Source organism: Pseudomonas sp. AC355 (assembly GCF_979258205.1).
The window spans coordinates 1,629,937-1,644,463 of sequence record NZ_OZ409843.1 but is presented as its reverse complement, the minus strand read 5'-3'; the positions used below and the strand labels follow the sequence as shown (position 1 = coordinate 1,644,463).

13 protein-coding genes are annotated in these 14,527 nt (G+C 61.2%); 10 read left to right on the top strand and 3 right to left on the bottom strand.

The window, feature by feature from the left end; genetic code table 11:
* Positions 1-103: 103 nt before the first annotated feature.
* Both ACZ0AI_RS07755 and dctM read left to right on the top strand, forming a co-directional pair.
* Positions 104-742, top strand: a complete 639-nt coding sequence (locus tag ACZ0AI_RS07755; RefSeq protein ID WP_463565249.1) for a TRAP transporter small permease — start codon at positions 104-106, stop codon at positions 740-742.
* Positions 739-2,019, top strand: coding sequence for a C4-dicarboxylate TRAP transporter large permease protein DctM (gene dctM, locus ACZ0AI_RS07750; protein ID WP_463565248.1), 1,281 nt, complete (start codon positions 739-741; stop codon positions 2,017-2,019). Before ACZ0AI_RS07755 ends, dctM begins: the two co-directional genes overlap by 4 nt.
* Before the next feature lie 66 nt (positions 2,020-2,085).
* On the opposite strand, the gene ACZ0AI_RS07745 is transcribed toward dctM, so the two are convergent.
* On the bottom strand, positions 2,086-3,633 hold the full coding sequence (locus ACZ0AI_RS07745; RefSeq protein ID WP_463565247.1) for an EAL domain-containing protein: 1,548 nt from the start codon (positions 3,631-3,633) through the stop codon (positions 2,086-2,088).
* Positions 3,634-3,876: 243 nt separating this feature from the next.
* Here ACZ0AI_RS07745 and acs point away from each other — a divergent pair, with 243 nt between their 5' ends.
* The 6 genes from acs to argR all read left to right on the top strand — a co-directional run bounded on the left by acs (position 3,877) and on the right by argR (position 10,401).
* Positions 3,877-5,838: an acetate--CoA ligase gene (gene acs / locus ACZ0AI_RS07740; protein WP_463565246.1), complete on the top strand. Its 1,962-nt coding sequence runs from the start codon at positions 3,877-3,879 to the stop codon at positions 5,836-5,838.
* 375 nt (positions 5,839-6,213) lie between these two features.
* Positions 6,214-6,993 carry an ABC transporter substrate-binding protein gene (locus tag ACZ0AI_RS07735; RefSeq protein WP_463565245.1) on the top strand — a complete coding sequence of 260 codons (780 nt, stop codon included), beginning with the start codon at positions 6,214-6,216 and terminating at the stop codon, positions 6,991-6,993.
* Between the two features lie 160 nt (positions 6,994-7,153).
* Complete coding sequence (locus tag ACZ0AI_RS07730) at positions 7,154-7,843, top strand: ABC transporter permease (RefSeq protein ID WP_463565244.1); 690 nt, start codon at positions 7,154-7,156, stop codon at positions 7,841-7,843.
* Between the two features lie 10 nt (positions 7,844-7,853).
* Positions 7,854-8,552, top strand: coding sequence for an ABC transporter permease (locus ACZ0AI_RS07725; protein ID WP_463565243.1), 699 nt, complete (start codon positions 7,854-7,856; stop codon positions 8,550-8,552).
* A 41-nt stretch (positions 8,553-8,593) separates the two neighbouring features.
* Complete coding sequence (locus tag ACZ0AI_RS07720; protein ID WP_463565242.1) at positions 8,594-9,358, top strand: ABC transporter ATP-binding protein; 765 nt, start codon at positions 8,594-8,596, stop codon at positions 9,356-9,358.
* A 62-nt stretch (positions 9,359-9,420) separates the two neighbouring features.
* Positions 9,421-10,401: a transcriptional regulator ArgR gene (gene argR / locus ACZ0AI_RS07715; RefSeq protein ID WP_463565241.1), complete on the top strand. Its 981-nt coding sequence runs from the start codon at positions 9,421-9,423 to the stop codon at positions 10,399-10,401.
* A 16-nt stretch (positions 10,402-10,417) separates the two neighbouring features.
* Here argR and ACZ0AI_RS07710 read toward each other — a convergent pair whose 3' ends face one another.
* Complete coding sequence (locus tag ACZ0AI_RS07710; RefSeq protein ID WP_463565240.1) at positions 10,418-11,869, bottom strand: SLC13 family permease; 1,452 nt, start codon at positions 11,867-11,869, stop codon at positions 10,418-10,420.
* 291 nt (positions 11,870-12,160) lie between these two features.
* Between ACZ0AI_RS07710 and moaA the strand changes: the two genes are divergently transcribed.
* Both moaA and ACZ0AI_RS07700 read left to right on the top strand, forming a co-directional pair.
* The gene (gene moaA, locus ACZ0AI_RS07705; RefSeq protein ID WP_042553208.1) at positions 12,161-13,156 is read left to right on the top strand and encodes a GTP 3',8-cyclase MoaA; all 996 of its coding nucleotides are present in this window, start codon (positions 12,161-12,163) and stop codon (positions 13,154-13,156) included.
* Positions 13,157-13,335: 179 nt separating this feature from the next.
* Positions 13,336-13,785 carry a PA2169 family four-helix-bundle protein gene (locus tag ACZ0AI_RS07700; RefSeq protein ID WP_225832976.1) on the top strand — a complete coding sequence of 150 codons (450 nt, stop codon included), beginning with the start codon at positions 13,336-13,338 and terminating at the stop codon, positions 13,783-13,785.
* Between the two features lie 77 nt (positions 13,786-13,862).
* Here ACZ0AI_RS07700 and ACZ0AI_RS07695 read toward each other — a convergent pair whose 3' ends face one another.
* On the bottom strand, positions 13,863-14,489 hold the full coding sequence (locus ACZ0AI_RS07695; protein WP_463565239.1) for a LysE family translocator: 627 nt from the start codon (positions 14,487-14,489) through the stop codon (positions 13,863-13,865).
* Between the last annotated feature and the right edge of the window lie 38 nt (positions 14,490-14,527).

Genomic DNA, 14,527 nt, shown 5'->3' with positions numbered 1-14,527 from the left:
GACCGAAGGCCGCGTTTACTAATCATGAATATCTGCCCGCTAACGTCGGGGTTAGAGTCGGCTTGCCAAAACAATTACAACAACCCTCTCTGGGAGACCGCTGATGAATGCTTTGCAGCGCCTGTGGGATCGGCTCGAGGAAATCGCGGTTGCGTTTCTTCTCGCGGCGATGACCCTGGTCACCTTCTCGTACGTGGTATTCAACAACCTGTACGGTGTTTTCTATTCCCTGGGCGATTCGCTGCCCTTCGCCAACGATGCGATGTTCAGCATCGGTGACGGCATCCTGTATGTCGCCCAGGAAATGACCTGGAGCGTGGCCCTGACCAAGGCCATGTTCGGCTGGCTGATCTTCGTCGGCCTGGCTTGGGGTGTGCGCATCGGCGCGCACATCGGCGTCGACCTGCTGGTGCGCCAGTTCAACCCCGCCAATCAGCGGCTGATGGCCATCCTCGCGCTGATTATCTGCCTGGGCTACTGCGCCCTGATGGCGTATTCCAGCGAGCAGTGGGTCGCTGTGCTGTACAGCGTCGGCACCGGTGCCGAGGATCTGGATCGTTTCGGTGTTCAGCAATGGCACATCGTGATGATCGTACCGATCGGCTTCACCCTGATGTTCCTGCGCTTTCTACAGATTTTCATCCGCGTCCTGCAGGGCAAACAGCAAGGTCTGGGCCTGCACAGCGAAGTGGATGACGCCGTCAAGCTGGCTGAACAAGACAAGGCGGAGACCACCAAATGACCATTGCCTTCCTGTTCGTCGCCCTGTTCGTGCTGATGTTCATCGGCATTCCCGTGGCGATTTCCCTGGGTTTGTCCGGGGCCATGACCATTCTGTTCTTCAGTAACGACTCGGTGCGTTCGCTGGCGATCAAGCTGTTCGAGACCAGCGAGCATTACACCCTGCTGGCGATTCCGTTCTTCCTGCTCTCCGGCGCGTTCATGACCAGCGGCGGCGTGGCCCGTCGGCTGATCGATTTCGCCAACGCCTGCGTCGGTCACATCAAGGGCGGCCTGGCCATCGCCGCGATCCTCGCGTGCATGCTGTTCGCCGCACTGAGCGGCTCGTCGCCTGCCACGGTAGCAGCGGTCGGTTCGATCGTGATCGCCGGTATGGTGCGTTCGGGCTACAAGCAGGATTTTGCGGCCGGTATCGTCTGTAACGCCGGCACCCTGGGCATCCTGATTCCGCCGTCGATCGTCATGGTGGTCTACGCCACCGCGACCGAAACCTCGGTGGGCAAGCTGTTCATGGCCGGCGTGGTGCCGGGCCTGCTGCTCGGCCTGGTGCTGATGGTGGTCATCTACATCATGGCACGCGTGCAGAACATGCCGTCGCTGCCGCGCGCCTCGTTCAAGGAAATCCTCACCGCTGGCCGCAAAGCGGGCTGGGGTTTGATGCTCATCGTGATCATCCTCGGCGGTATCTACTCGGGTATGTTCACGCCGACTGAAGCCGCCGCGGTGGCCGCCGTGTATGCCGCCTTCGTAGCGATCTTCGTCTACAAGGACATGACGGTGCGCGAGTGCCCGAAGGTGATCATCGAGGCCGGCAAGCTGAGCGTGGTGCTGATGTTCATCATCGCCAACGCCATGCTGTTCGCCCACGTGCTGACCACCGAGCAGATTCCGCAGTCGATCACTGCCTGGGTCGTCGAGCAGGGCTTCAGCCCGATCGAGTTCCTGATCGTGGTGAACATCGTGCTGCTGATCGCCGGTACCTTCATGGAGCCGTCGGCGATCATCCTGATTCTGGCGCCGATCCTGTTCCCGATCGCCATGCAGCTGGGCATCGACCCGATCCACCTGGGCATCATCATGGTGGTGAACATGGAGATCGGCCTGATCACGCCACCAACTGGACTCAACCTGTTCGTCACCTCGGCGGTGACCGGCATGCCGCTGACCCGTGTAGTGCGCGCGGTATCGCCGTGGCTGCTGGTGATGCTGGCGTTCCTGCTCCTGGTCACCTACGTGCCGTTCATTTCGCTCGGTTTGCCGAACTTCCTGGGCATGTAGGTCGCGCTGAGCCAGTCATTGTTTTCCTCAACCCGGCCTTTGCGCCGGGTTCTTTTTTGCGCAGGATCAGGAACGCTCAGGTGGGGTTGCCAGTTTGCTGAACAGGGCTTCTGCAGGCATTGGCTTGGCGAACAGATAGCCCTGCAGGAACTGCACGCCGCGCTGGCTGAGGTACTCACTCTGTTCAGCGGTTTCCACCCCCTCGGCGACCAGACCGAGCTCCAGGCGCACCGCCAGGTCGAGGATGTTGTCGAGGAGATGCCGTGACAGAGCGTCTGAGCCGATCATGGAAACGAAGCTGCGGTCGATCTTCAGGTAGTCGACGCGGAACTCGCGCAGGTAGGCGAGGCTGGAGTGGCCGGTGCCGAAATCATCGATGGCGATGCGCACGCCCAGCTTGCGCAGTTCAGCGAACAGTTGCTCAGTCACGGCGGTGGACGTAATCATCTGGCGCTCGGTGAGCTCCAGTACCAGGTTGATGCGTCCGGCAGGAAAGGCCGCCAGAAAGTCGCGGCATTCTTCCAGCAGGTGCAGGGTCTGGCAGTGCGCCGCGGTGATGTTGATGCCGATATGAAAGCCCGGCGGCAAGTCGTCTGCTCGGCTAGTGAAATCTTCGCGCACCTGTTTCATCAGCGCGCTGGTCATGGGCACGATCAGGCCCACACGCTCGGCCAGGGGAATGAACTGATCCGGAGGCACCAGGCCTTCTCTGGGATGCTGCCAGCGCATCAGCACTTCCACGCCATCCCAGCAGCCGTTACGAGCGTCCACCAGTGGCTGGTAGTAGGGAATGAATTCACCCGCCTCCAGGGCGCGCTGCAGCTCGCCGCTGGGGGACGCCGAACGCAGGCTGAAACGGTAGGTCGCGGTGCCGGCCAGCGCCCCCAGCACCAGGAACAGCAGGAACTGCGGCAGATAATGCGCACGCATGTACTGCAGCGAGGCGCCGGTCGGGTAGCTGGCGAGTACCTTGAACGGATAGCGCGACGATGCGGTACTGAAGGGATAGTCGGTGTACTGCGTCACTGCGGTCTGACTGACGATGCCATCGGCGGTCATCCAGTTGGCGCCGACCGTTAGCTGCAGGGGGACTTCCTGGCCATTGACCTGCAGCAGGTTGTTCAGATGTTGACCGTCGATGCCGATGAGCACACCACCGTTATCGCCGCTCTGGCGGTAAACCAACAGGGCGCGTTCCGGTGTGACCGTGTTGCCGGACATCAGGCGCAAGCGGCCGCCGATGTAGGCGGCAGGTTCTTCGGCAATATCGTAAGGCCCCATCAGCGAGGTGCAATAGATGATGCCGTCATGCACCAGATTGACCGAGCGGGCAAAGGGGCTGGCGGTTACCTGACGACGAAGTTGGGATTCCACTTCTGCACAGGGGCGAGCCGAGAGTTCGATCACCGCACCGGCAGCCTGAGCCGCATTGTCGAGTACGACTTCCAGCTGCGCCTGGGCATCCATCGCGCTCTTCTCTGCACGATCCACCAATAGCGTCTCGGCCTGCCAGTACATCAGCGGAATGCCGAGCAGCAGCGGTAGCGCCGCCACGCCCAGTGAGGTACTCAGGCGCCGAACGCGTCCGCGAGAGCGAAGGGTGGAGAAGGGCATGGCGATCCTTGATCCGGGGTGCTTTCGCAAGCTTAGCGAAAGTTGTACGACAAGAATGTCCGCTGCGTCTCGAATTGTTTGCAGAGGTCTGTCATCTGATGTCTTGGCGTTCATTCGCCAGCTTGGTGTGCGAGTTGCGACCAAGGTCTAGCGGCGGTAAGACCATGGTCGAATGGTTGTGAAGGGGGGGGATGGTTACAAATGCGCTTATAGAAGAACAACATCAATAACCGAGGTGAATCAATGAGCGCTGCGTCCCTGTATCCCGTGAGCCCCGAGGTGGCGGCCAATTCGTTGACCGACGAAGCCACCTACAAAGCCATGTACCAGCAGTCCGTGATCAACCCGGATGGCTTCTGGCGTGAGCAGGCTCAGCGTCTCGACTGGATCAAGCCCTTCACCAAGGTCAAGCAGACCTCGTTCGACGATCACCACGTCGATATCAAGTGGTTCGCCGACGGCACCCTGAACGTTTCCTACAACTGCCTGGATCGCCATCTGGAAGAGCGCGGCGATACGATCGCGATCATCTGGGAAGGTGACGATCCGTCCGAGCACAAGGAAATTACCTACCGGCAGTTGCACGAACAAGTGTGCAAGCTCGCCAACGCCCTGCGTGGCCAGGACGTACACCGTGGCGACGTGGTGACCATCTACATGCCGATGATCCCGGAAGCCGTGGTGGCCATGCTGGCGTGCGCCCGTATTGGCGCGATCCACTCCGTGGTGTTTGGTGGTTTCTCTCCGGATGCCCTGGCCGGTCGCATCATCGACTGCGCCTCCAAGGTGGTAATAACCGCGGATGAGGGCCTGCGCGGCGGCAAGAAAGTCCCACTGAAGGCCAACGTCGACGATGCCCTGACCAACCCTGAGACACGCAGCATCCAGAAGGTCATCGTGGTCAAGCGCACGGGTTCCGAGATCAAGTGGAACCAGCACCGCGACATCTGGTTCGAGGATCTGATGAAGGTCGCAGGCAGTGTCTGCGCGCCGAAGGAAATGGGCGCCGAGGAAGCGCTGTTCATCCTCTATACCTCCGGTTCTACCGGCAAGCCCAAGGGCGTTTTGCACACCACCGGTGGTTACCTGTTGTACGCCGCGCTGACCCATGAGCGCGTGTTCGACTACAAACCGGGCGAGATTTACTGGTGCACCGCCGACGTGGGTTGGGTTACCGGCCACAGCTACATCGTCTATGGCCCGTTGGCCAACGGCGCGACCACGCTGCTGTTCGAAGGCATCCCCAACTACCCGGACGTGACCCGCGTGTCGAAGATCATCGACAAGCACAAGGTCAACATCCTCTACACCGCGCCGACCGCGATCCGCGCCATGATGGCCCAGGGCACCGCTGCCGTTGAAGGTGCCGATGGCTCCAGCCTGCGCCTGCTCGGTTCGGTGGGCGAGCCGATCAACCCGGAAGCCTGGAACTGGTACTACGAGAAGGTCGGCCAGTCGCGCTGCCCGATCGTCGACACCTGGTGGCAGACCGAGACCGGCGGTTTCATGATCACCCCGTTGCCTGGCGCCACCGCACTCAAGCCGGGTTCTGCGACGCGTCCGTTCTTTGGTGTTGTGCCGGCACTGGTGGACAACCTGGGCAACATCATCGAGGGCGCTGCCGAAGGCAATCTGGTGATTCTCGATTCCTGGCCGGGTCAGTCGCGCAGCCTGTACGGCGACCATGATCGTTTTGTCGATACCTACTTCAAGACCTTCAAGGGCATGTACTTCACCGGCGACGGCGCACGTCGTGACGAAGACGGCTACTGGTGGATCACCGGTCGTGTCGATGATGTGCTCAACGTTTCCGGGCACCGCATGGGCACGGCGGAAGTGGAAAGCGCTATGGTCGCCCACCCGAAAGTCGCTGAGGCAGCGGTGGTTGGTGTACCGCACGACATCAAGGGGCAGGGCATCTACGTCTACGTGACACTAAATCAGGGGCAGGAACCGTCCGAGCAGTTGCGTCAGGAGCTCAAGACCTGGGTTCGCAAGGAAATCGGGCCGATCGCCACGCCGGACGTGATTCAGTGGGCGCCTGGCCTGCCGAAGACTCGCTCGGGCAAGATCATGCGCCGCATCCTGCGCAAGATCGCCACGGCCGAGTATGACTCTCTTGGCGACATCTCCACCCTGGCCGATCCGGGCGTGGTGCAGCACCTGATCGACACCCACAAATCGATGCAGACTGCATGTGCCTGATCTGATCCAGCCCTGAATGCAAAACGCTCTGCGCCGGTACTGCCGCGTGGGGCGTTTTGTATTGGGCTACCGTTCACTGTCCTTGGTGACGCAACGAGAGCCAGCAACAGGATCGCAGAGCTGCTCTCGGGTTGAATGTCGGGCGAAATCTGATCTCGCCTATTTTTATTCTGTCAAGATGGTCGCGTCGGCGCTCACTTTCATCTGTAATTAGTTGTCGCATCTAGGAAATATCACCTGCCGCGCTATCGCTAGAATGCCGCACTTCCGTGCGACGCCTGCAGCCCTGCGCTACGCTGGCGACGTCACTTCTCCATGGCCCCGGCGATCCGCTTCGGGCCAGCGAAACCCCATCCATGTCAGGAGTTTTTCCTCATGAAAAAGATCGCACTGCTCGGCGCGTTGGCACTATCCCTGCTCTCGCCGCTGACCATGGCCCAGGAGGCCAAGGCGCTGCGTATCGGTATCGAAGCGGCTTACCCGCCGTTCGCCTACAAGACTCCCGACGGCAACATCACCGGCTTCGATTACGACATCGGTGTCGCTCTGTGTGAAGAGATGAAGGTCGAGTGCAAGTGGATCGAGCAGGAGTTCGACGGCCTGATCCCCGCACTGAAAGTCCGCAAGTTCGACGCGGTGCTGTCGTCGATGTCCATCACCGAAGAGCGCAAGCGCGCCGTGGACTTCACCGGCAAGTACTACGCCACTCCCGCCAAGCTGGCGATGAAGAGCGGTGCGGTGATGAACGACGTGGCCAACGACCTCAAGGGCAAGAAGATCGGCGTACAGCGTTCCTCCGTGTATGACCGCTACGCCACCGACGTTTTCGTCCCTGCTGGTGCCGAGATCGTACGTTACAGCTCGCAGAACGAAGTGTTCCTGGACCTCAGCGCCGGCCGCCTGGATGGCACCATCGCCGACTCGGTGAACATCGAAGACGGCTTCCTCAAGACTGACGCTGGCAAGGGCTTCGCTTTCGTGGGCCCGGATTTCACCGAAGAGAAATACTTCGGCGAAGGCCAGGGCATCGCCGTGCGCAAGGGTGACAAGGCGCTGGCCGAGAAGATCAGCGCCGCGATCCTGGCCATCCGCGAAAACGGCAAGTACAAAGCCGTTCAGGACAAGTACTTCAGCTTCGACGTCTACGGCAAGTAAGACCACGCTCTGCTGGGCATGGGTCTGCAGTGTTTAAGCAGGCTCTAGCTCGCGAGATCGTGATTTCTTGTTGAAGGGTGGCACACGCTGACTGTTATCGGCGTGTGCCACTTTTGCGTTGCATTTCCGGCGCCCGATGGCGCGCCCATGAGGTAAGCGGATGCTCAACGGCTACGGCTCGTCCATTCTCGATGGCGCCTGGCTCACCCTGATCCTGGCATTGACCTCGATGGCTGTGGCGATCGTGCTCGGCCTGATTGGCGCAGCCTTTCGGCTGTCGCCGGTGCGCTGGCTGGCAGTGCTCGGTGAGACCTATTCGACGGTGATCCGCGGCATTCCCGATCTGGTGCTGATTCTGCTGATTTTCTACGGCGGCCAGGATCTGGTGAACCGGGTGATGCCGATGCTCGGCTATGACGAGTACATCGACATCAATCCCTTCGTCGCCGGTGTGTTCACCATGGGCTTCATCTTCGGCGCCTACCTGTCGGAGACCTTCCGCGGCGCATTCATGGCCATTCCCAAGGGACAGGCGGAGGCGGGGGCGGCTTATGGGATGAGCGGCCTGCAGGTGTTCCTGCGCATTCTGGTGCCGCAGATGATCCGTTTCGCCATTCCCGGTTTCACCAATAACTGGTTGGTGCTGACCAAGGCGACGGCGCTGATCTCGGTGGTTGGCCTGCAGGACATGATGTTCAAGGCCAAGAGCGCCGCCGATGCCACGCGCGAGCCCTTTACCTTCTACCTGGCGGTGGCCGGCCTGTATCTGCTGATCACCAGTGTCTCGTTGCTGGCCCTGCGTTATCTGGAAAAACGCTACTCGGTCGGCACCAAGGCCGCCGAACTGTGAGGGGCGAACGATGATCTTCGATTACACCGTCATCTGGGACAGCCTGCCGCTGTATTTCGGCGGCGTGCTGGTCACCCTCAAGCTGCTGGCCATTGCGCTGTTCTTCGGTTTGCTGGCTGCCGTGCCGCTGGCGCTGATGCGTACCTCGCGTTCGCTCTGGATCAATGGCCCGGCCTGGCTCTACACCTACGTAATCCGCGGTACGCCGATGCTGGTGCAGCTGTTTCTGGTCTATTACGGCCTGGCCCAGTTCGAAGCGGTGCGTGAAAGCGTGTTGTGGCCGTACCTGTCCAACGCGACTTTCTGCGCTTGCCTAGCGTTTGCCATCAATACCAGCGCGTACAGTGCCGAGATTCTCGCTGGCAGCCTCAAGACCACGCCCCATGGTGAGATCGAGGCGGCCAAGGCGATGGGCATGTCGCGGGTCAAGTTGTACCGCCGCATCCTGTTGCCCTCGGCGCTGCGCCGCGCGCTGCCGCAGTACAGCAACGAAGTGATCATGATGCTGCACACCACCAGCCTGGCGTCCATCGTCACGCTGATCGACATCACCGGTGCGGCGCGTACGGTCAGTTCCCAGTATTACCTGCCGTTCGAGGCGTTCATCACCGCCGGCCTGTTCTATCTGTGCCTGACCTTCATTCTGGTGCGCCTGTTCAAGCTGGCCGAGCGCCGCTGGCTGGCCTACCTGGCACCGCGGCGCAGCTGATCGACCATTTTACGAAGTAGCGGCTCAAGAGAGTGGAAAGCATGTACAAGCTCGAAGTGAAGGATCTGCACAAGCGCTACGGCAGCCACGAGGTGCTCAAGGGCGTGTCGCTGGCTGCCAAGGCCGGCGACGTGATCAGCATCATCGGCTCCAGTGGCTCCGGCAAGAGCACCTTCCTGCGTTGCATCAACCTGCTCGAGCAGCCCCACGCCGGGCAGATCCTGCTCAATGGCGAGGCGCTCAAACTGGTGCCCGGCAAGGACGGCGCCCTGCGCGCCGCCGACGACAAGCAGTTGCAGCGCCTGCGCTCGCGTTTGGCCATGGTGTTTCAGCACTTCAACCTGTGGTCGCACATGAACGTGCTGGAAAACGTCATGGAGGCACCAGTGCACGTGTTGGGCATGAGCAAGGCCGAAGCCCGCGAGAAGGCCGAGCACTACCTGCACAAGGTTGGCGTGGCGCATCGCAAGGAAGCCTATCCGGCGCACATGTCCGGTGGCGAGCAGCAGCGCGTGGCGATTGCCCGTGCGCTGGCGATGGAGCCGGAAGTCATGTTGTTCGACGAGCCCACCTCGGCGCTTGACCCGGAGCTGGTCGGCGATGTGTTGAAGGTGATGCGTGATCTGGCCAGCGAGGGGCGTACCATGGTGGTGGTCACCCACGAGATGGGCTTTGCCCGCGAAGTCTCCAACGGGTTGCTGTTCCTGCATCAGGGCGTGGTGGAAGAGCAGGGCGACCCGCGTGAGGTGCTGGCCAATCCGCAATCTCAACGTCTGCAACAGTTCCTCAGCGGTAGTCTCAAGTAGTTGGGGTTATCATCCCTGCACGCCTCAACCTTTCACTGCCTTCAGAGTCCGACCTGCCCATCATGACTGCCCACCGAATCGGCTTCCTGCTTTGGCCTTCCACCAAGCCTTTGACTCTGGCGCTGGCGGAAGAGGCCCTGAGCGTCGCTCAGCGCGTCCATCCGGAAGTGGTTTACGAGGTGTCGTTCCTGCAGGCCGAAGAGCCTGTCGAGGGCGCCTGGCGCCTGCCGGGCAGCCCTTGGGTCGGCAATTTGGACGGTTATCGCAAGTTGTTCCTGCTTGCCGATGAGCCGCCGGCTGCCGTAGCACCGGCGTTAGCTGCAGCCCTCAAGCAAGTGGCGCGCAATGGCTGCTGTATCGGCGCAGTGTCTGCGGGGGTTTATCCGCTTGCGCAACTCGGCTTGCTCGACGGTTATCGCGCGTCGGTGCACTGGCGTTGGCAGGACGACTTTGCCGAGCGCTTTCCCAAGGTGATTGCCACCAGCCACCTGTTCGATTGGGATCGTGATCGCCTCACCGCCTGCGGCGGCATGGCGGTGATGGACATGCTGCTGGCCCTGCTGGCCCGTGATCACGGTGCCGAGCTGGCCGGTGCGGTGTCTGAAGAGCTGGTGGTCGAGCGCATCCGTGAGGGCGGGGAGCGTCAGCGCATTCCGTTGCAGAATCGCCTTGGCTCCAGCCACCCCAAGCTCACCCAGGCGGTGCTGCTGATGGAGGCCAATATCGAGGAGCCGCTGACCACCGACGAAATTGCCCAGCATGTGTGCGTGTCGCGTCGGCAGCTCGAGCGCATCTTCAAGCAGTACCTCAATCGCGTACCCAGCCAGTATTACCTGGAGCTGCGCCTGAACAAGGCGCGGCAACTGCTGATGCAGACCAGCAAATCGATCATTCAGATTGGCTTGTCTTGCGGTTTCTCCTCGGGGCCGCATTTCTCCAGCGCCTACCGCAACTTCTTTGGCGCCACGCCGCGCGAAGATCGCAACCAGCGGCGCAGCAACAGCCCCTTCGAGCTGACCTCGGCGCCTACTGAGCGCGGCTGAGGCTCTGCCCTGGCTGTCAGTGGCTCCAGATCAGCCCAATCAGCAGATAGCAAAGCGTGGTCACAATGACCACGCTGAACAGGTTGATAACGAAACCGGTCTTGATCATCGACTGGATGCGTATCATCCCTGTGCCAAATACCAAGGCGTTGGGTGGTGTCGCGACGGGCATCATGAATGCGCAACTGGCCGCAATGGTGGCCGGTATAGCCAGCAGTTCCGGTGGTAACCCCTGAGAGACTGCCAGCGCAGCGACCAGTGGCAGGAATGCGGCAGCTGTGGCGGTATTGGAGGCTATTTCAGTCAGCAGGTTGATGATCAGCGTGACCACACCGATGATCAGCAGTAGATGCAGCGTGCCAATATTTTTCAGGCCTTCACCGATCCAGGTCGCCAGACCTGTCGAAGTGATTGCTGCGGCCAGCGACAAGCCGCCGCCGAACAGCAGCAGAATGCCCCAAGGCACCTTATTGGCTGTTTCCCAGTCCATCAGGAAAATACGCTTCGATCCTTCGCGCTGAGCGGGAATCAAAAATAGCGATACGGCCCCAATCATACCGATAAGGGTGTCGTCGATGACCTCGACATACTGCGAGAGCAGCGGCTGGGTGACCCAGGCGGCAGCCGTGCACGCGAATACCAGAGCCACGCGCTTCTCTCCCGCAGACCAGGCACCCAGCTCGCTCAGCTCCTTGTCCAGCACCGAGCGGCTGTCGCCTTCCAGGTTGAAGCCACCGCGGGTCAGCCACCACCAGGTGAAGAGCAGTACGCAGGTCGCTACGGGTACGCCGATCAGCATCCACTGGCCGAAGCCAATCTGCACGTCATGGTTCTCGCTCAGGAACGCCGCCAGCAGCGCATTGGGTGGTGTGCCGATCAGCGTGGAGATGCCGCCGATGCTGGCTGCGTAGGCAATCCCCAGGAGTAGCGCCGTGGCGAACCGCTCATGCTCGCGTTCGTCACCCTGCTGCGTGAGCATGGCGATGACGGACATGCCGATGGGCAGCATCATGATTGCCGTGGCGGTATTGCTGACCCACATGGCCACCAGTGCCGTGGCCAACATGAACCCGCCAACTTGGCGTGCCGGCTGGTTGCCCACCGCTGCCAGCGTACGCAGCGCCAAGCGTTTGTGCAGGTTCCAGCGCTGCATGCCTAGGCCCAGTAGAAAGCCGCCGAGAAACAGGAATATGGTCGGGTTGGCATATGGTGATGTGGCTTCTTGCGTGCTGCCAATGCCCAGTAACGGAATCAGCGGAATCGGTAGCAGAGCGGTGGCCGGGATGGGAATCGCCTCGGTGGCCCACCAGGTACCCATCAAGCCAACAAGGCCGACGGTCATCCAGGCTTCCTGGTTCAGGCCGGACGGTGGTCCGCTGAATAGGCAGGCCAACAGCAAAACGGGGCCGAGGAATAGGCCGATACGTGCGGCGATAACCGCACCGTGGGTTTGTTTGCTTTCACTCATTGTTTTGATCTCGTTCCATCTGCACGGTGTCCAGCTTGGAGGGCCCTGAGCGCTCGAGGGTCAGGTGCAGCTGTTTCAGCAAATTTCCCGAGCTGCTTTAGTGCAGTTTGTTATGCCGCGGGATACGTGGATATATAGTTATCCGGCCCGTCAGTTCGTGAACCTGTGATCGGCGCGGTGGCCCGGTAGGCGTGGTAAACTAGGCACCTTCTTGCAGCCTTAGGTTTGCTGCGCACTGCCATTCCCGTGGCAGCCATGAATAACTGGCCCAAGGGCCGGGAGATGGGACGCATGAACACGACGCAGTTGGTCGATCCCTTCGGCCGGCGCATTACCTACCTGCGACTCTCGGTGACCGATCGCTGCGATTTTCGCTGCACCTACTGCATGAGCGAAGACATGGTCTTCGCCCCGCGTGCGCAGATCCTCACCCTGGAGGAGCTGTACACCGTGGCCGACGCGTTCATCGGCCTGGGTGTCAAACGCATCCGCATCACGGGCGGCGAACCGCTGGTGCGCAAGAATCTGCTCAGCCTGTTGCGTCGCCTTGGCGAGCGCCCGGAGCTTGAGGATCTATCGATCACTACCAATGGTTCGCAGCTTTCGCACATGGCGGGCGACCTGCGTGCGGCCGGCGTCACCCGCCTCAACGTCAGCCTCGACTCCCTGCAGCGCGAGCGCTTCGCCGGCTTTACTCGTCGTGACATGCTCGATCAGGTACTGGCCGGCATCGACGCCGCGGTGGCCGCGGGCTTCAAGCGCATCAAGCTGAACAGCGTGGTGCAGACAGGGCGCAATGATGACGAAGTGCTTGGCCTGGTCGAGTACGCCATGGCCCGCGGCCTGGACATCAGCTTCATCGAAGAGATGCCCCTGGGCAGCGTGGTCAGCCATCAGCGTGAGCAGACCTTCTGCTCCAGCGAGGTGGTGCGCGAGCGCATCGAAGAGCGTTACTCGCTGGTACGCAGCAGCCATGTCACCGGCGGCCCGTCGCGTTACTGGCAGGTCAGCGGTAGCGATACTCGGGTCGGGTTCATTTCGCCGCACAGCAACAACTTCTGCGGCGACTGCAACCGCGTGCGGGTTACCGCCGAGGGCAAGCTGGTGCTCTGCCTGGGGCATGACAATGCCCTGGATCTGCGCACCTTGATGCGCGCCCACCCCGGCAACAGCGAGCGGCTGCGCGACGCGCTGCTCGAGGCCCTGCAGCTCAAGCCTGAACGCCACCACTTCGAGACCGATGAGCAGGTGCAGGTGATTCGTTTCATGAGCATGACCGGCGGCTGAGAACCTGCCCTCCAGACGAGCGGTTCGCGCCCAGGCCGCACGGGCCTTTGCTTGCAGCTGCTCGATGCCAGTCGATGCACCCCGCTGGAAATTGCCCTGAACCTCCGCAACGAGCGCTCACTCCACTTAAGGGAGCGGCCCATACAGGGCTAATTTCTGAAGCTACGAGGAGATTCAAAGTGGATAACAAAGACGTTATTTCGGTACTGAACGACCTGATCGAAACCAGCAAAGATGGTGAGAAGGGCTTCAGCGAGTGTGCCGAGGACGTGAAAGAGCCGCGTCTCAAAAGCTTCTTCACCCAACGTTCGCACGACTGCGCCACTGCTGCTGCCGAGCTGCAGCAACTGGTTCGTGGCTTGGGCGGTGATCCGGAAACCAGTTCGAGCGTGGCGGGTGCCCTGCACCGTGGCTGGGTCGACCTGAAGTCGCTGGTCACTGGCAAGAGCGAAGAAGCCATCCTCAACGAGTGCGAGCGCGGCGAAGACGTGGCGCTGAAGAACTACCGTGAAGCGCTGGAGAAAGACCTGCCAGCCAACGTGCGCAGCGTTCTGGAAAAGCAGCTGCAAGGTGTGCAGCGCAACCACGATCAGGTCAAGTCGCTGCGTGATGCCGCACGCGCCAGCTGATCTGCAGTCGTTGAAAGAAGGATGCCCCCGGGCATCCTTTTTTATGCCCGCCATTCCGGCGACCTGATCGAAAGTGCTCAGCGACTCAGCAGCGCCGCGCTTCCTGCTGCCCCGAACAACCCGGCACTGACTCGGTTGAACCACACCTGACCCTGGCCGCTGCGCAAATAACGGGCTGCCCCTCGTGCACTCAGGGCGTAGAACAGTTTGCAGGCCAGATCCAGCGTCGCCCAGGTGGCGATCAACACCAGCAACTGATCGAACAGCGGCTGCGATGCGCTGATGAACTGCGGCAGAAAGGCAGCAAAGAACAGGATGTCCTTCGGGTTGCTGGCGCCCAGGCCGAAAGCTTTCCAGAACATCCCGCGGGTCGATGGCGCTATCGGTGCGCTGGCATCGCGTACCGGCTGAGCCGCCTCCCTGGAAGCCCGCCAGCTGTGCCAGGCGAGATAGAAAAGGTACAGCGCGCCGACGATCTTCAGCAGGCTGAATACCTGTTCCGATGCCAGCAGCAGGGCACCCAGCCCGAGCGATGAAGCACTCAGCAGGCAGATGGATGCCAGCAAGCCACCGGTGATGGACGGCACTGAACGGCGCAGGCCGTGATTGAGGCTATTGCTGACCATCAGCAGTGACAGCGGGCCAGGAATGATGATCACCAGCAGGGCGGCGCCGCTGAACAGCAGCCAGGTTTCCAAAGGCATTGTCGGTCTCGGCAAGTCAGGCCGGATGTTCCGGCGCT